Source organism: Methanoregula sp. (genome assembly GCF_052325125.1).
Classification (GTDB): domain Archaea; phylum Halobacteriota; class Methanomicrobia; order Methanomicrobiales; family Methanospirillaceae; genus Methanoregula.
This window is the reverse complement of sequence record NZ_JBKQWO010000013.1, coordinates 34511-49929: the sequence shown is the minus strand read 5'-3', so window position 1 is coordinate 49929 and position 15419 is coordinate 34511. Positions and strand designations below refer to the sequence as shown.

The 15419-nt window shown below is 54.3% G+C and carries 17 protein-coding genes; 14 read left to right on the top strand and 3 right to left on the bottom strand.

Annotated elements, in window-relative coordinates; translation table 11 throughout:
* The coding region (locus tag ACLQMU_RS03460; RefSeq protein ID WP_443673544.1) for a winged helix-turn-helix domain-containing protein at window positions 1–571 on the bottom strand (571 nt) is incomplete at its 3' end.
* A 135-nt stretch (window positions 572–706) separates the two neighbouring features.
* On the opposite strand from ACLQMU_RS03460, the gene ACLQMU_RS03455 reads away from it, so the two are divergent.
* The 6 genes from ACLQMU_RS03455 to ACLQMU_RS03430 all read left to right on the top strand — a co-directional run bounded on the left by ACLQMU_RS03455 (window position 707) and on the right by ACLQMU_RS03430 (window position 6107).
* Window positions 707–952 carry an MTH865 family protein gene (locus tag ACLQMU_RS03455; protein ID WP_424039851.1) on the top strand — a complete coding sequence of 82 codons (246 nt, stop codon included), beginning with the start codon at window positions 707–709 and terminating at the stop codon, window positions 950–952.
* A 32-nt stretch (window positions 953–984) separates the two neighbouring features.
* The gene (locus tag ACLQMU_RS03450; RefSeq protein WP_443673543.1) at window positions 985–1389 is read left to right on the top strand and encodes a pyridoxamine 5'-phosphate oxidase family protein; all 405 of its coding nucleotides are present in this window, start codon (window positions 985–987) and stop codon (window positions 1387–1389) included.
* Window positions 1390–1558: 169 nt separating this feature from the next.
* Window positions 1559–1696 carry a hypothetical protein gene (locus ACLQMU_RS03445; RefSeq protein WP_424039838.1) on the top strand — a complete coding sequence of 46 codons (138 nt, stop codon included), beginning with the start codon at window positions 1559–1561 and terminating at the stop codon, window positions 1694–1696.
* 355 nt (window positions 1697–2051) lie between these two features.
* A complete protein-coding gene (locus ACLQMU_RS03440; RefSeq protein ID WP_424039840.1) occupies window positions 2052–4151 on the top strand; it encodes a C13 family peptidase in 2100 nt (699 codons plus the stop codon).
* 107 nt (window positions 4152–4258) lie between these two features.
* Window positions 4259–4843, top strand: a complete 585-nt coding sequence (locus tag ACLQMU_RS03435; protein ID WP_422150294.1) for a YIP1 family protein — start codon at window positions 4259–4261, stop codon at window positions 4841–4843.
* Between the two features lie 271 nt (window positions 4844–5114).
* The gene (locus tag ACLQMU_RS03430) at window positions 5115–6107 is read left to right on the top strand and encodes a hypothetical protein (RefSeq protein ID WP_422150293.1); all 993 of its coding nucleotides are present in this window, start codon (window positions 5115–5117) and stop codon (window positions 6105–6107) included.
* A gap of 267 nt (window positions 6108–6374) precedes the next feature.
* Here ACLQMU_RS03430 and ACLQMU_RS03425 read toward each other — a convergent pair whose 3' ends face one another.
* Window positions 6375–7511 (bottom strand): CBS domain-containing protein, encoded by a 1137-nt coding sequence (locus tag ACLQMU_RS03425; protein WP_422150292.1) that lies wholly within the window; start codon window positions 7509–7511, stop codon window positions 6375–6377.
* A 532-nt stretch (window positions 7512–8043) separates the two neighbouring features.
* On the opposite strand from ACLQMU_RS03425, the gene ACLQMU_RS03420 reads away from it, so the two are divergent.
* The 7 genes from ACLQMU_RS03420 (at window position 8044) to ACLQMU_RS03390 (ending at window position 14056) form a co-directional block, all read left to right on the top strand.
* Window positions 8044–8280, top strand: coding sequence for an AbrB/MazE/SpoVT family DNA-binding domain-containing protein (locus tag ACLQMU_RS03420; protein WP_422150291.1), 237 nt, complete (start codon window positions 8044–8046; stop codon window positions 8278–8280).
* The gene (locus ACLQMU_RS03415; RefSeq protein WP_424039844.1) at window positions 8267–8683 is read left to right on the top strand and encodes a type II toxin-antitoxin system VapC family toxin; all 417 of its coding nucleotides are present in this window, start codon (window positions 8267–8269) and stop codon (window positions 8681–8683) included. Before ACLQMU_RS03420 ends, ACLQMU_RS03415 begins: the two co-directional genes overlap by 14 nt.
* Before the next feature lie 343 nt (window positions 8684–9026).
* On the top strand, window positions 9027–9266 hold the full coding sequence (locus ACLQMU_RS03410; RefSeq protein WP_422150289.1) for a hypothetical protein: 240 nt from the start codon (window positions 9027–9029) through the stop codon (window positions 9264–9266).
* A 632-nt stretch (window positions 9267–9898) separates the two neighbouring features.
* Entirely contained in the window at window positions 9899–10348 is a 450-nt protein-coding gene (locus ACLQMU_RS03405; RefSeq protein WP_424039846.1) for a hypothetical protein, read from the top strand.
* Window positions 10345–11436 (top strand): hypothetical protein, encoded by a 1092-nt coding sequence (locus ACLQMU_RS03400; RefSeq protein WP_424039848.1) that lies wholly within the window; start codon window positions 10345–10347, stop codon window positions 11434–11436. The genes ACLQMU_RS03405 and ACLQMU_RS03400 overlap by 4 nt, the downstream gene beginning before the upstream one ends.
* Window positions 11433–12845 carry a hypothetical protein gene (locus ACLQMU_RS03395; RefSeq protein WP_443673542.1) on the top strand — a complete coding sequence of 471 codons (1413 nt, stop codon included), beginning with the start codon at window positions 11433–11435 and terminating at the stop codon, window positions 12843–12845. The genes ACLQMU_RS03400 and ACLQMU_RS03395 overlap by 4 nt, the downstream gene beginning before the upstream one ends.
* Before the next feature lie 164 nt (window positions 12846–13009).
* Window positions 13010–14056, top strand: coding sequence for a hypothetical protein (locus tag ACLQMU_RS03390; protein ID WP_424040142.1), 1047 nt, complete (start codon window positions 13010–13012; stop codon window positions 14054–14056).
* A 701-nt stretch (window positions 14057–14757) separates the two neighbouring features.
* Here ACLQMU_RS03390 and ACLQMU_RS03385 read toward each other — a convergent pair.
* A complete protein-coding gene (locus tag ACLQMU_RS03385) occupies window positions 14758–14895 on the bottom strand; it encodes a hypothetical protein (protein WP_422149848.1) in 138 nt (45 codons plus the stop codon).
* Between the two features lie 353 nt (window positions 14896–15248).
* On the opposite strand from ACLQMU_RS03385, the gene ACLQMU_RS03380 reads away from it, so the two are divergent.
* Entirely contained in the window at window positions 15249–15401 is a 153-nt protein-coding gene (locus tag ACLQMU_RS03380; RefSeq protein ID WP_422149847.1) for a hypothetical protein, read from the top strand.
* The last annotated feature ends 18 nt before the right edge of the window (window positions 15402–15419 follow it).

Below are 15419 nucleotides of genomic sequence, written 5' to 3'. Positions count from 1 at the left end.
ACGTCCGCGTCCCGGTGGAAAGTGCCTTAAGGATCTGGAACCGCGGGGGACTTGCCACGGGTTCGAGAAGATCTCTTACCACTGCATCATCGGGCACACCGGAAAAATCGGTATCGGTCTCGTTCTTCTTCCGGTAAATGCCAAGCGTCTGCATCAGCCCGACCTGGTTCTCAAAGAGCCGGCCAAGCTCCGTAAAGCAGGTGGAGCACTCCTCTTTTCTGCCTTTTTTCCTGAGTGCCGCCATTTTCTCGCGGTATGACTGGATCAGCTCTTCGGAGACGGTCCCCTCGGCAATATGCCGGGCGGAGTTTTCGAGAAACTCCGTAAATGCCCCGTAGCAGGTCGTCTTCATGGGACAGTCTTCCACCATCCGAAGAGAGAGATCGGCTTTGGCAGAACCGATCTGCTGGTCCGCAAATGCCCCGGCGTACTCTTTACGGATCCCGCCCAGTACAGCGTCCACGTGCTGCTGGTTTGCCCGTTCAACGAACCGCTGGAGATCCGTCCGGAGCCCGGAGATCTCCGCTTTCAGCTCGCGAATCTCGGTCAGTGTCCCTGCTGGTGTGCCCATGATATTCCCCTCCGTATCGGCCCTGTCGGATAATGACCGTGCGGGTCATTTTTCTGTACCGGGAATTGTTTGTATATTTTTCTGACGCTCATGTATATATCTATAACTTAACAATCGTTAACCGGTGAAAAAGCTATGACCAAATCAGTCAAAGAACAGATTCATGCACAGATCAGCGGGGCACTCAAAGGAGCAAAGTTCCCCATCGCAACGCCAAAAGACCTGATCGCTGCATTCCCGGATGGGGCCAACACCACCTGTCAGGTCGGGGACCTGAAGATGACCGCAGGTGAAGCAGGAAAACTCCTCAAGGCATCGGACTTCCCCTTTAAGAGCGCAAAGGCTGTAGCAGATGTTATTGTCGAGCGGGCTGGACTGTAATATCCACAAAAATCGTGCGGAGTGAATGTAACATGGTGAAACTCACTGCAGAGATGAAGGAATCGTTTGGCAGGATGAAGATCTTCCCGGTCGCGACCGCGTCGAAAGACGGTACCCCAAATGTTGTCCCCATCGGTGTTGTCGAGCTTGTCAGCGATGACACAATCTGGATCACGGACAACTTCATGCACAAGTCGCTTGAAAACCTCACGGCAAACCCGAAGATCGCGCTCTATATCTGGGGCCCGGAGATCAAGGGCTGTTTCCAGATCAAGGGTCATGCATCAGTAAAGACCAGCGGCAAAGATTTCGATGCGATGAAGGCAACGATCAACAAAAAGAATCCGGCCTTGCCTGCACGTTCCCTTATCATCGTGAAGATCACCGAGGTCTTCGAATGCCAGCCGGGCCCGAACGCCGGCAAAAAAATCCTTTAATCTTTTTCACATTCCGTTTGATGAAGGACAGACGGCACTGGATCCCGGTAAGGGTACATTTCTGCCGGGGTCGTATGAAGAATTCCCGGGTATCCTGCGCACAACCTTGCCGGTTTTAACGATGGAGACAGCAAACGTATTTATCCCGATTGCAGAAGAACAAGTACCTATGGAACATAAGCAGCTCATCCAGCTCGGGATTGCCATTGCGATTGGGATTATCATCGGCTTTGTAATCGGCTTTGCACTCTGGCACGGGGGCTCGGGCACCTGCCTTGTACCGCCGGCAAATGCAGCATTCACGTAAAAAAGAACGTCCCTTTTTTGTTCCCGGAACAACCATTTTTGAGGGTATTGGTCACCCCCCATTCGAGGGGAGCCCGGCCGCCGCTGGAGGCGGGATGGCGCAGGCGATACCCCGGTAGTATATGGTACAGGAATTTCCCGTTTTTTCTGTGTACGGGTAATCCAGTGTTATTGCCAATATTGTGTCATCGCCACCGGGGATTGTGAGAGCAGTGGTGGCCGGCCCGGGGTACGGAACCCGATAAATATTCTTATTACGCCGGTTTTCCTATAATTCCTCATAAGAGCCGGCGGGTTTTGGGAAACGGCCTCTCCCCGGAACCTTCCCGCAGGTCCAGCCACAGGTTCCCACCCCGGTGATCCCCATCGCTCCCAGAAAACCCGTCATCGTTGTCATCATCGTCATCCTCCTTGCTTTCGGTGCCTGGGCAGGGTATTCCTGCATCCATGCCCATACCCCGGTCCGGATTGGCGTGCTGCTTCCCATGACCGGCGATGTCGACCTCAAAGACCCGCTTGAATGGGCAAAAGATACCATCAACGAACAGGGAGGGATCGGCGGGAGACCGATTGAACTCGTGTACAAGGATACGGGATCCGGCAACACTACGGAACTCGCGCAGGAGCTGCTCGCCGACGATTCCATAAGGATCGTGATCGGCCCCCCGACCAGTGACGACGTCTACACGCTCGCACCGGCATTTATCCAGAAACAGAAACTCCTCATCAGCCCCCTTGCCACCTCCGGGGACATCATCCGCGCCTTTGGCGGGAAAGGCTATTTCTGGCGGACTGCGCAGGGCGACGTCGCACAGGTAAAGGTCATTGTTTCGCTGCTCCGGGCAAAAGGGGCAAAAAAGGCGGCGCTCCTTGCCGAGAATACCACCTACGGGGACACGGTCTATGACTGGACCGGCTTCTTTGCAACGGAGTCCGGCATCGACCTTTCCTCTGTCCGGCAGTACGACCCCGGTACTCTTGACGCGGATGTGGCAGCCGCGCTCAGCACCGACCCGGACTACATCATCGCTGCCTGTGGCCCGGCCGATGCAGCCACGATCAAAAAAGAGATCGACCGCTCCGGAAAACCGACAAAACTCTTCCTTACCGATGCGGCGGAAACGCCGGCCCTTGTAAGTTCCCTGGGGGCCGAAGCGGACGGGATCGAAGGGACGTCGCCGACCGCAGACCCGTCGAGCGGTTTTACGGCCGCGTACCAGGAAAAATTCGGGGAGGCGCCCACCGATTACGCCGCGCCGACGTACGATGCGCTCCTGCTCGCCGCGTACACCTCGGCCCGGCAGGATGCTGCCCCGTTTGAATCGCTCCCCGGTTCGATCCGGCACGTTGTCGCTGGCAACGGCACCCGCGAGAGCTGGGATGCGCAGGGCTCGCGTGATGCAATTTCTGCTATCATGAAGGGGCAGAGCCCCTATATCACCGGTGCGAGCGGCCCGCTCGATTTCGATCCGGTGTACGGCGTGGACCCGCTCGTCACGTATTATTCCCACTGGACCGTGGAAAACGGGAGCTTTCGGACCGTTGAGGTTTTCAGCTCTGCAAAGGCAGGAACTTCGAAAGTGAGCGGCGAGTCTGCCGACCTCTCCCAGGCATCAGGCAGCCTCATGGAAAACGTATCGCCGGGAGGTGCAACGTACATCCCTCCCATGAACCGGACGGACTTCGAGGCGATCGTTGTCGGGCCGTCGTCGGGCTGGAACAACTACCGGCATGAATCCGATGCCCTTGCCGTGTACACGCTGCTCCGGGAGAACGGCGTTCCCGACGATCACATCATCCTCATGCTCTATGACGACGTTCCTGATTCCCCAGAGAACCCGCTTTACGGCAATGTCCATAATGTGCCCGGGGGAGCGAACCTCCGGGCCAATGCCGAAGTGGATTATTCCGGCCCGAACGTGACCCCGGATACGTTCATGGACGTCCTTACCGGAAACATTACCCCGGAGACCCCGTTTGTCCTTTCGAGCAACGCGAGCACCGACGTGTTCGTGTACATCGCAAGCCATGGCTCCCCGGGAAGCATCGTATTTCCCTACCCGCCGGACCCGGCGTTCACCGCCGGGGAGTTTGCGAACATCACGAACACGATGTACAGGGAAGGAAAATACCGGCAGATGGTCTTTTTCGTCGATACCTGCTTTGGGGAGAGCATCGCGGAGAATGCCACGGCAAAAGGAGTCCTGTACTTTACCGGAGCCGACAGCGAGGAACCGTCCCTCGGGGCAGTGTACGACCCGCAGATCCACCAGTGGCTCTCGGATGAGTTCACCGAAAATGTCCTCGCCGCAATCCGGGCGGACCCGGATATTACGTTCCGTGACCTCTACACGACGACCTATGAGAGAGTGACGGGCTCCCACGTGGAGATGCTCAATGCGCAGAACTTCGGGAACATCAATGTGCCGGTCATGAAGTTTCTTTCCAGCCCGTGAACCGGAAGCATCCGGCTCCCCGTATTTTTTACCGGGATACCCGGTGATTTTTATGACGCATCAAAGCGGCTCAATTTATATCCGATTCAGGAGTATTATGGGATATTATGATTGACACCCTTGTTGCCAAGGTTAAAGGATTTCTCCTGGATCCTGTTGAAACATTCCGCCAGTCTAAAACTGATGCCCCGAAATCCGTATTCACGTTTTTTGGCGTACTGCTCCTGGTAAATGCAATTCTCTCCACAATTATTGTGGCGGCCGGGATCGAAGCCATGAACGTATTCGGTGGAACGACATTCGGGGCAGCACTCCCGGTCGTGGTCTTTTTCATAGTGCTTGTCGGCGGGTTTATCTTTACGCTCATCTTTGCCGCATGGACTCACCTGTGGGTGTACGTTCTCGGCGGGCGTAAGGGGATCATGCAGACCGTAAACGCGATCCTCTACGGGAGCACTCCCCACCTGCTGCTGGGATGGATCCCCTTCATCGGCATTATCTTTACCCTCTGGACACTGGTCCTGAACGTACTCGGTATCCGCGAGCTCCAGGAACTCAGCACAGGTAAAGCGATCCTCGCCGTGGTAATTGCCGTCATCATCCCGCTCGTCATCATCCTTTTGTCTGCGGCCTGGTTCATGACCTCGTATATGTCGATGACAGAAGTTCCGGTCCCGCCGGCCAACTGCTGATGCACTGCCGGCGTCGCCCTCGCGGTTAAGGAAAGAAACTATCGGGCACAGGGTCTGGGGGAGCAGGCTTCCCCCTGTGCCTTGGCGGGGATGGATCGACCCGGGAGCCTCATGCCCGCGCAACCGTGTAAGCGTTCAGCCGGTTGCACGCCATGACGTGCGCCCGAGTCTTTACCGGACCCGGTACTGACCCGGGTCGCTCAAAAATGAAGAAGAACCGGCTTTGAACCAAAACCGGCAACAATTTTATTTTCAGAGGAAAAACCCTACTATGCGCTACAGTCCCCGGAAAACTGCGGTTATTCTCCTGTTCGTGCTCGTGGCCTCGCTCTTGCTGGTATCATCTGTTTGTGCTGCGGAGGCCGCACCCTCACTCCCGCCGGCTGCAAACTCCTCTCCCTCCCGGATGCAGGTCGCGGTCTTTGTCAACTCTATCTATAACCTCGATATGGTCCAGGGAACGTACTCCGTAGATCTTTACCTCACGTTCCGGTGGACGGATCCCGGTATCGAGACCGCCGGCTTCGAGTTCATGAACGGCGAGCCCTCTTCCGGCGCAGATTCGGTGGAGAAAATATACGAGAATAAATCCGGTCCGGTAAAGGAGGAAGATTACCGGGTCAGGGGTGATTTCCGGGTTACCCCCAATAACGTAGATTACCCTTACGAATCCGGGATCCTGCCGATTGAGATCGAAAACACACATTTACAAAGTTCGCAGCTCGTCTTTGTCCCTCTCCCGGACGAAAGCGGGATTGAACCCGGGTTTGTCATCCCCGGCTGGAAGTTCGGTACCCCGGCGTTCTCAGTCACCGATCATTCGTATCCCGGGAACCAGACCTTTTCCCGGCTTTCGTACAATATCCCGATAACCAACGATGCGCTTGCCTCGCTTCTCCAGACCATCGTTCCTCCCCTCATCTTCTGTATCATCGCCGGACTCTCTTTCCTGATCCGGGTCGATCACCCCGAACTGGTCCACCTGCGGTACGTCCTTACCACGAGCATGTTCATCTCCGCGGTGATGTACCACTTCGGCCAGCTTGCCCTGATCCCGGGTCTGGGCGTGCTCAAGCTGTTCGACAAATTCATGATAGCCGTGTACCTGTTCCTTGCCGTAACCGTCACGGTCACCACGTTCTGTTATCTTGCCCAGCAGCAATGGGGGAGACCCGAACTGGTCAGACCCGTCAACCGGTACGGCGTGGTGGTAGCCATCATCCTGCCGCTTGTTGCATTCTGGCTGCTCATGGTCCAGGTCTGACCGTCCCTGCCGATTCTGTCTGAAAAGAAACAAGGACACTACGGCTGGCAAAGAACGACAACAAAGAAAAAGACAGCCTCGCAAAGGACCGTGCAGGAACAGGCAGGAGGTCACGGGACCGGGTAGCGGGGCAGCTGCCGGCGGCATTCACGGATCCTCCCCATCGGGCTGGAAGAATAAAGTGTGTTAAGGGACAATGGACCTGGAGTCAACACAGCACATACAGAAAAATGCGGGCTCGCTTTTTGCGGTTGAAAAAAACGATTATCAGACTTTTTTTATTTCCGCGACTTTCAGGATATCAGATCGGGTTACAATGCCGACGATTCTGCCGCCTTGGACTATCGGGATCCTCCCGATGTTACGGGCTGACATGATCTTCAGGGCGTCCATGACCGGTGCGGACGGCGGGAGGGTGATCGGATTGCGGGTCATGATGTCGCGGACCTGTTTCGCCTCGCGATCGGTTTGCGGGACACGGTTCACATCCACGAGCGTGATCATGCCTACGGTTTTGTCTTCTTCGACGACCGGAAAACCAAGGTGTTTGGTTGCGAGCATCATCTCCATCACCTTTGCAATCGTCATGGCCGGCGTCACGACCGTCACCGGAGAACTCATCGTAGTACCTACAGTAACATCATGCAGCAGGTAGGTGAACTGGTCCATGGTTGCTTCGCCGCTCGCCCCGAGGTAGACAAAAAGGGCGATAAGGATCAGGAACGGGTTGAAAAATAAAATGCCGACAATACCGAAAATAATTGCAAACGCCTTACCAACATCGGCGGCGATCCGGGTCGCCCTGTGGATCGGCATCCGTTTTGCCAGTGCCGCCCGGAGCACCCTGCCGCCGTCCATGGGAAATGCCGGGACCAGGTTGAATGCAAAGAGGATGACGTTCAGCACGGCGAGGTATCCAAAGATAAAAACAAGGACCCCGGCGACCGGGGGATACGGGGTCATATCGGGGACAAGGTAGACGAGACCGGCGCAGGCTATACCGAAGAGAAGGCTTGTGAGCGGCCCGACAAGTGCCATGGGGAGCTCGACTTTCGGATCCGGTACCCCCTCTTCTTCCATCTGGGAGACGCCACCGAATAAGAGAAGGGTGATACTCTGGATCTTCACGCCGTTTTTCCGGGCGACGATGCAATGGGCGATTTCGTGGACGAGGACGCCCAGAAAAAGCCCGAGTGCGACGACGGTGCCAAGGATCCAGGGCATAAAACCCGCTGTGATAAGAGATGGATTTATCGGGACCTGGAAGAGCCCCCTGATAGTATCGGTCGTCAGGGAGATCTGGCTGCCAATGATCCACGCTAAAAGCGGAATCACGATCAGAAATGAGAAATGGATACGTATAGGAATGCCGAATATTCGTCCGATTCGATATGACCCCTGCATAAAGTATGGATATTCTGCTGCGCAGGTATAACTTTTCGGAATTGTACCCCATCCACCACTTATCGTGATTCTTCGAACAGTGCAAGTTATAAAAATGGAGTTGGCCGGCTCCCTCAAAACAAAGAACTGCCTGCCAGTAGCGGTAATTCGACGTGTGGGGGTGTGGAGGCGACAGCCCCCGCTTTTATGATCTATGGGGGGCATCTCCCTCCCATCACGCGACCCCCACCCCCTCCATACTCAGCAAAGGCAAGGGGGTACCCCCTGCTTCCACCAATCAGGGCATCGTTTACTGTGGACTACCGGCGTGAACCCGTGCAAAAGGAAAAACCGGGAAGGGGGGTAGTCCCCCCTCCCGGACCATGAGGCACCCTCCTCCCCCCGGCCCTTCCGGATCTGAGGGAGCCCCTACCCCCTCCGGGCCGCAAAGAGGGGGCCAACATCCCCACATGAACCAGCCCCCGATCCCCCAGTTTCTCCTAAAAATGGGGGAAAACCTATAACATGGGGAAAACTGATATATCTGGTTATTATGTCAAAAATGGAGATCCGGCCGGTCGATGCGCAGGGGCGCATCATCCTGCCCAAAGCCTGGAGAAACCGGCTCAAAACCGGCTCGGTGGTCGTAATCGACGAAGACGACCGGCTGGAGATCCGGCCAGCCGATGCCGATCTCTCGCGGTTCGTGGATTCGGTCGAAGTTGATGCAGAACAGTTCGGCGACTACCATGCGCTCCGCAGGAAACTGAGGAAAGATGCGGTTCATTGACGCAAACGTTTTCATCTATGCGGTCTTAAAACCAAAATCCGCCATTTCCCCGGCGCTCATGGAGGAGAAGGCAGCCGCAAAAGAGATTTTTTTGCGGGTCAATGCCGGGGAACCGGTGGTAACGACCACGGTCCACCTCAGCGAAGTGGCAAACGTTCTCGGGGATGCCGCCGGGCTCCCGTTTGCCACGGACCTGTTATCCGCCATTCTCCTCAAGCCGACCATCACGGCCGAACCGGTGACGTCCGATGATTACCGTGAGAGCATCCGGCGTGCCGGGAATCTCGGTATCAGCATCAACGATGCCCTTGCAGTCATTGTGATGGAACGGCAGGGTATTGAAGAGATCTACACGTTCGACAAGCATCTCCGGCTGGCTCCGGTCAGGATCGTGCAGGAATAGCGGGCCGGCGTAGTATCGTTAAGCGGTTGAACTCTTTTGCACCTTATATTTTGAAGAATATTTTTTTGTCAGGCATCCAGGTACGTGCTTAACGCGAAAACCCGATGAGGTGTTTTCCCGCGTCTGGCATCATCGCTGATTTTTGCCATTTTTTCCGATGCGAGTCCTCCTCGTCGGGGGCGACAGCCCCCATCATCACTCTCTGTACACCAAATGGGAGGGGGTGATCCCCTGGCGCTGTAAAATGACATCGTGTCCTTTTTTGCAATCGAGTTTTTTTGGCAAATTCTATATATCTCGTCTACAATACAATCACTTAAATTTTAAAATAGGAGTGTGCGAGATGACAGACGATGAGTTTGAGGTTAGTTCTGGTGATCAAGCTTCTACGACCAATGTACCGATCCAACCGGCTCCGCAACACCAAGAACCTGAGGTTATAATAACAACACCGCCCGAAGGAAATAGTGGACAAGAAAAACCGGAGGCCCCCGAACCAGATCATGCCCCTGAGAATGCGGGCGCAGCAGACGGATTAGGGAAACCGGAAGAGGAAGAAGTGGAAGAACCCGCAGAGGGATAATTTAGAGGTTATTTTCTTTTTTTAATTTTTCAAAGTTCGAGTGGCGATGGCCCGGATCTTCGGGTTGTGCGAGTCGATGTTTGCCATCGACACGTAACAATTCGATGATTATTCGAAATACATCTCCACGCTCTTTGACCCGGAAGAGAAGAAGAGACACCGGGACGAGCAGTTCCCGAAAGACTGCGAAAAGGCATACGAGCTTGGGGCACGTCTTGTCCGGAAGGGAGCGTGAGCTTTTCCGGCAATAGTGCCGGTGGGGGCTTCCTGCCGGGGCGGCGGCACTCCTCGCTCGTAGGAGCATCAGCCTCCATGATCCAGATCGCACGCCCCCGCTCCCGCAAAAAACGAGAGGGGGTGCCCCATTCCCAACCACCGGATTTTTTTGATCGGGGCCGGCCGCTGGTGAAATTGCCTTAACGGTTCGGCTTAATTCATGAGGGGGGCTCCGATTATTTTCTGGTTTGTCCCGGGGATTCCGGTCCCTGTGCAATATCAGTTGAATAGAGTGGATCCTGACGATGATGATCCGGTCGAATTGTTTGAGCTGAAAGGATGGGAGTACTCTGGCATAATGCATCGGCCGACAAACCCGCATAATTTTTATATTGTAAATGCAAATACGTTTACATATGTTCCTTCCCATGAACGAGAAACAGTTCGGGTTCTGGAAGATGCGGCGCAGAGGGATGTCCAACATCTCCATCGCAAACCTTATCGGGATAACACGGCAGGGTGTCTCACAGGCACTCCGTGCGATTGACGAGAAGATCGAGACCTCGCTGCGGGAGATGGCCAAAGCAAACAGAATCCAGATTGAAAAGATCAATGTGGAGAAAGGTGTCCTGTTCGGGAGGTCCATCCCTTTCCAGGCCAACGCATATATTTTCGTCTCCGAGAAACACGGCATGCAGGTCTGGTACGAGCATGACGGGGATTGCATTTCCTGCGACGAATTCACGAAATGCATCGAGTTCATCTGGGATCTCGCAGCCGAGCTGGGGATAAAACTCGAAAAGACCCAGGACCCGACAAAGATGGCAGAGGAACTGCTTGCCAAGATCCGGGAGGATCAGGTATGACCCGCGTATCTGAAATTACCGAACACTGGTTCGGCCTGTGCCGGAAACCACCGGCAGTACATGCACTGCAGACGGGTATCGGTATCCCGCCGGAATCCGCCCATGAGGGACTCCCGGATGGCGGGGGCGGAGGATCGGGAACGATCCGTCGGGGTATCGGAGCAGCCCTCTCAGGGATGAGGACACTGAACCGGAACCACCAGCTTCTCTGGTTTACGCTCCTTGCCGGGCTTGTGCTGGCGGGAAACACCCTCGGCCAGGCGGCACTCTACGCCATCGACTGGAACTGGACCGCGCAACCTTTCATCGTGTGGCATATCCTGAACTTTTTAATCGAGTTTGCAACACTGTTCTCTCTGGTGTTCCTCCTCGCGGGCCTTGTCATGAGCATCTCGTCAAAAAAAGAAGGGTCTGTCTTGTTTTTCGGGGAGCTTGCAGGGGTAAAAAAATACAAAAAAGCAATCTTCCTGTGGTCTTTTGTTCTGGCACTCGCAGGCATACTGCTCGACATTATTTTCTTTTATTTGCCCGTCTGGTTCCCGCATGAGCTCGGGTCCCTCTACGGCTTCTGGCATTTAGAGCCTTTCCTTACCACCTGGTTCCTCCAGTTCCCCTTCAACCTGACGCTCTATCCGATGAAAACCATCGGCGATCCTGTGGTCGGGCTGGCATGGATATATCCCTATGGGTTCATGCAGGCCCTGATCTTTTTGGCGATCAATCTGCTCCTGTTCATCCTGACACTGTTTGTCGTGCCCTCTATCGTTCTCGAAAAAAAGACCATCAGGGAGGCAGTCGTGGGATCGTTTGCCATGATGAAAAAGACCTGGGCTGAGGCAGCTGCCTGCGCTGTTTTTCTTGGAGTTGTCGCATTCGGTGTGTTCCTTACGTACTATCTCGTCCAGGCAGCACACGGGATAGTCACACCACGCGTGTTTGTCTTCTCGCGTCCCACCTACACGTGGTTTGCTCTTGGCCTCCTCTATGATCTCGCACTGTTTGGCGTTGCTTTTGTAGTGGCAACAGTCGGAGGAATTGCAGCGCTGGATCTCTACAGGAATGCGAAGATCCGGGAGAGTGCGGCATGACTCTCCTCTCAACGGTTTCAGACTATTGGCTCGGCCTGTGCCGGAGACCACCGGCAGTACATGCCCTCCAGACAGGTATTGGTATCCCGCCGGAATCCGCCCATGAGGGCAGCCCGGATGGCGGTGGTGGCGGACCGGGAACGATCCGGCGGGGAACCGGGGCCGCCCTTTCAGGAATGAAAACCCTTATCCATAACCCGCAGCTCCTCTGGTTCTCGCTCCTGGCCGGACTTGTGCTGGCCATAAATTCTATCGCCCAGTGCTGGCTCATCGTATTCCCCTCATCATCAGAGTGGCGGTTTTTCTTTGATCCCGACTCTGTCCGTTTACTCCCATCACTTGCCCTCACCTTTGTGGCCGGGCTCGTGACGATGTTCTGCCTGGGGTTCTTACTGGCGGGCCTTGCCTTAAGCCTCCCATCAAAGAAAGACCGTCCTGTCTCATTCTTCCAGGGACTCAACACGGCAAAAAAATACCTGACACCTCTTACGGGGTGGTCCGTGGTTGTGGCACTCGCAGGGATCCAGCTCTTCGTTCATCCCTTCATCGTCCAGGGGGAGCTCTTCGTTCGCAACCCCCGGTGGCTGCTCTTCATCGATCCCTACTATGCCGGTTTACTCACATCGCTTGTCCTGACATTTGTGATCGAGCTCCTGACGGTGTTCTGCCTGATATTCTTACTGGCGGCCCTTATCCTGAGCATCTCTTCAAAGGAACGCGGCCCGGTCTCAGTCTTCCAAGGGCTTAACAAGGCAAAAAAATATTTGAGGCCTCTTACCGGGTGGTCCGTGGTTGTGGCACTCGCCGGCAGTCTGCTCTTCATCGCTGGCGAATATTCTTATCTGATGAGCTCGGTCATCTGGCAATCCCTGATCAATGTGCTCAACCAGTTCCCCTTCAACTTTATCCTGAACTACCTTCTCCCGCCGGCCCCCTTCATTGCCCTCCTGCCGCCAAACCTGTGGTGGGGATTTAGCAGTGCGCTCGTGGATACCCTGATCCTTTCAGCAATCAACGTACTCCTGTTTGCCTTGACGTTGTTTGTAGTACCCCTGCTCGTGCTTGAGAGGAAGAGCCTGAAGGAGGCGGTTTTGGGATCATTTACCCTGATGAAGAAGATCTGGGGTGAAGTGGCAGCCTGCGTTCTCGGCCTTGGAATAGTAGTATTTGTTGCCTCGCTCATGTTCCTGCTCTTCCAGTTTTCCGGGGTTGATCATATGTGGTGGTATGCCGGCCAAATGTACACTTCGTACACTCCCCCCGGTGTTGAGTGGATCGCTTTCGGTCTCCTGTATGTCCTTGCCCTGTCCGGCCTTGTGCTGGTCGTAGCAACGGTCGGGGGAATTGCAACACTGGACCTCTACACTTCTGCAAAGACGGGGCAGATGTCCGGATCTGCTGAAACGTAAAATCCCCCGCACAACTATTTTTACCCTCCCTGAACGCCGACTCTGCAGATGGGCGATCCAGATAGCAAATATCTGCAAACCATTCAGTTCCGGTGAGTGGGTTACCGGATAAAAAAAATAAATGTGGGATAACTTTTATATTGTAAATATGCATACATTTACATATGTCCATACAAACCAGCCACAACCAGTCCGGGTTCCGTATGTTGATCCTGCTGCTTATCATATCAAGTGCAGCAGCACTGTTGATATCTCCCGTATCAGCAGATCCAACATTTGTAACTATTGTCGCGAGAGGGGGTCAGTCTTTTTATCTGGGGGAAGAAGTAGTTTTTTCCGGTGTGAATAACGACTCAAATTCCACGTACCTCTTTATAACCGGACCCAACCTTCCGGATAGTGGAGGAAAACTAACTTTACCCTCTCAAAAAGCGGTCAGCGGAGATCCCGGGTCATTCACTGTTGTAAAAACAAATCCGGATAAAACGTGGGACTATCCCTGGTACACATCCGGTCTCAGGCTGGATGCCGGAACGTATACCCTTTACGCAGTGAGCGAGCCAAAAACAGAAAATCAGTTGGCAGAGACACCATATGGTACGACCAGCATAATAATCAAAGCACCCTACATAACCGCAAATATCTCTTCTTTGAATGTTGTAAGGGGGCAGCCATTTACGATAACCGGGATTGCGGAAGGGATCCCCCCGGAAGTCCAGATCTGGATATTCGGTAACAACTACGCGTTTAATATCACAACCCCGGTAAATTCCGATGCATCATTTACCTTCAATGGCGATGCAACGATGTCAGGAAAACTCCCGGCAGGGCAGAACTATCTTATCGTACAGCACCCGATGGCAGATAACCAGTTCGACATCGTTGTCAGCGGGGATTATGTCCGCGACCTGAAACTGAACAACGGCACAAACTTCTTCAAGCTCACCGGCCCGGGAAGCCTGCAGGGTAGCGATGCGACAGACGCACTCACCGCCGCGTTTCACGACCGTATGGCCAATGATGATACCTTAACCAATGACACGTATACCCTAATCCCGTTCCAGGTCACTGATGCGGGAAGTTCAACACATCAGGCACAACCAGCTACGACCTCTCCGGTTCAGCGTCAGTCCCAACATGCCCCGCTCCAGTATGCCCCCGTCGGAGCAATTGCACTTATTTTTGGAATTGCAGTGTGGAATCGACGTTAAGGGGTCCCTATTTTTTAGAAATTATCAGGAGGCCCGTATTCCACCATCATCTTTTGTCATGATTGCCGGGGGCAGTCGTCCCGGTTTTCCTCCCTCTGTTCCGCCTCGGGGGCGTCCCCTCGGGGGCGGCAGCACTCCTCGCTCGTAGGAGCATCAGCCTCCATGATCCAGATCGCCCGGCCCGGAAACCCACGATCCATAGTGAGAGGGTACCTCTAATCCGGCCCCAATCTGGCCCCCGATTGGCGTCTGACACCCCAAAAAGAAGCCCGTATCAGGCTCCGTTTAAAAATAACCCCGAAACGGGCGTATTTTGGCAATCGGACAAAATAAAACGTTCTCATAGAAGCGTTTTAAGACCCGTTTTCGACCCGGATGGGTAATTGGCGGGTGATGAAAACAGTGGCCTGTAATGGGCTTCTATATGCCGTTAAAGGGCATTATATGGGGCTTAATTTTGCCGTATTTTGGCAAATGGGCTGAAATACTGGTGCGGATTTTCGGGGGGAACAATCGGACGGTTTTACGGGCATATTTTGGGGGGAAACGCATACGAGATCTCCCCCCATGCCTTGTCGATGAGTCCCCGGTAGAACGGGACATCGAACGATTTCGCACACCACGCTGGTTCCACCCGGTACCGCCGGGCATCGGTCGCACCTTTAAAAGGAAACCAAAAAGAGGTGGAAATCCGGGGAGGCTCACTTGATCTTTTTCTCGAGCTTCTTGAGCTTCTTCCTGGCGTCTTTGCTACCCGCAGCCGCCTGCTTCGAGAGCTCTTCTGCCTTGGCCTTCTTCACCTGGTTCAGCTTCGTCATCTGTTTCTTACTTGTTGGCATACAGTTACCTCGCTTTCGCCTTTGACTGATTCTGGTTAGCTTTTTTCCTTCTTAAAATATCCCTGTATCGTTGTACCAGCCTAAAAAAAACTTCGAATAAACGAAAAGCTGACCTGTGATTGCTTCTTTTGCGAGCTGTACACCAATGGACATACCAATGGACAAAAGATCCCCGGCCCCGCGATTATTGGAGACAAGGGGTACCCCCAAATGAGCCGTGACAGGGGGAGGGGGATGATCCCCCTTTGAAAAAAGAAGGGTGGGGGGTGGCCCCCTTCCGTTTCGTGCATGGCCCCCGCCCGGTACGGCACAAGCCTCTTGAAGAACAACACCGGAAATAACGCAGGAATACCATGCGGTCTGGAGGCGGGACGGTCCATCTCACGGAATCGGCAATCCGGCCTGAATATATCCGGAAAATAAAAAAGATCCAGGCAAGACTGTCGAAGGGCCGGGCAAAGACCTGCGCATCGATGGACGATTTCATCGCGGCCCTCAGGCAATGACGTTCAGTGTTACACCGG

What these genes read in the sequence shown, in the direction of transcription:
- ACLQMU_RS03455 (WP_424039851.1), top strand. Translation starts at nt 707, where the DNA reads ATGACCAAATCAGTCAAAGAACAGATTCATGCACAGATCAGCGGGGCA.
- ACLQMU_RS03450 (WP_443673543.1), top strand. Translation starts at nt 985, where the DNA reads ATGGTGAAACTCACTGCAGAGATGAAGGAATCGTTTGGCAGGATGAAG.
- ACLQMU_RS03445 (WP_424039838.1), top strand. Translation starts at nt 1,559, where the DNA reads ATGGAACATAAGCAGCTCATCCAGCTCGGGATTGCCATTGCGATTGGG.
- ACLQMU_RS03435 (WP_422150294.1), top strand. Translation starts at nt 4,259, where the DNA reads ATGATTGACACCCTTGTTGCCAAGGTTAAAGGATTTCTCCTGGATCCT.
- ACLQMU_RS03430 (WP_422150293.1), top strand. Translation starts at nt 5,115, where the DNA reads ATGCGCTACAGTCCCCGGAAAACTGCGGTTATTCTCCTGTTCGTGCTC.
- ACLQMU_RS03425 (WP_422150292.1), bottom strand. Translation starts at nt 7,511, where the DNA reads ATGCAGGGGTCATATCGAATCGGACGAATATTCGGCATTCCTATACGT.
- ACLQMU_RS03420 (WP_422150291.1), top strand. Translation starts at nt 8,044, where the DNA reads ATGTCAAAAATGGAGATCCGGCCGGTCGATGCGCAGGGGCGCATCATC.
- ACLQMU_RS03415 (WP_424039844.1), top strand. Translation starts at nt 8,267, where the DNA reads ATGCGGTTCATTGACGCAAACGTTTTCATCTATGCGGTCTTAAAACCA.
- ACLQMU_RS03410 (WP_422150289.1), top strand. Translation starts at nt 9,027, where the DNA reads ATGACAGACGATGAGTTTGAGGTTAGTTCTGGTGATCAAGCTTCTACG.
- ACLQMU_RS03405 (WP_424039846.1), top strand. Translation starts at nt 9,899, where the DNA reads ATGTTCCTTCCCATGAACGAGAAACAGTTCGGGTTCTGGAAGATGCGG.
- ACLQMU_RS03400 (WP_424039848.1), top strand. Translation starts at nt 10,345, where the DNA reads ATGACCCGCGTATCTGAAATTACCGAACACTGGTTCGGCCTGTGCCGG.
- ACLQMU_RS03395 (WP_443673542.1), top strand. Translation starts at nt 11,433, where the DNA reads ATGACTCTCCTCTCAACGGTTTCAGACTATTGGCTCGGCCTGTGCCGG.
- ACLQMU_RS03390 (WP_424040142.1), top strand. Translation starts at nt 13,010, where the DNA reads ATGTCCATACAAACCAGCCACAACCAGTCCGGGTTCCGTATGTTGATC.
- ACLQMU_RS03385 (WP_422149848.1), bottom strand. Translation starts at nt 14,895, where the DNA reads ATGCCAACAAGTAAGAAACAGATGACGAAGCTGAACCAGGTGAAGAAG.
- ACLQMU_RS03380 (WP_422149847.1), top strand. Translation starts at nt 15,249, where the DNA reads ATGCGGTCTGGAGGCGGGACGGTCCATCTCACGGAATCGGCAATCCGG.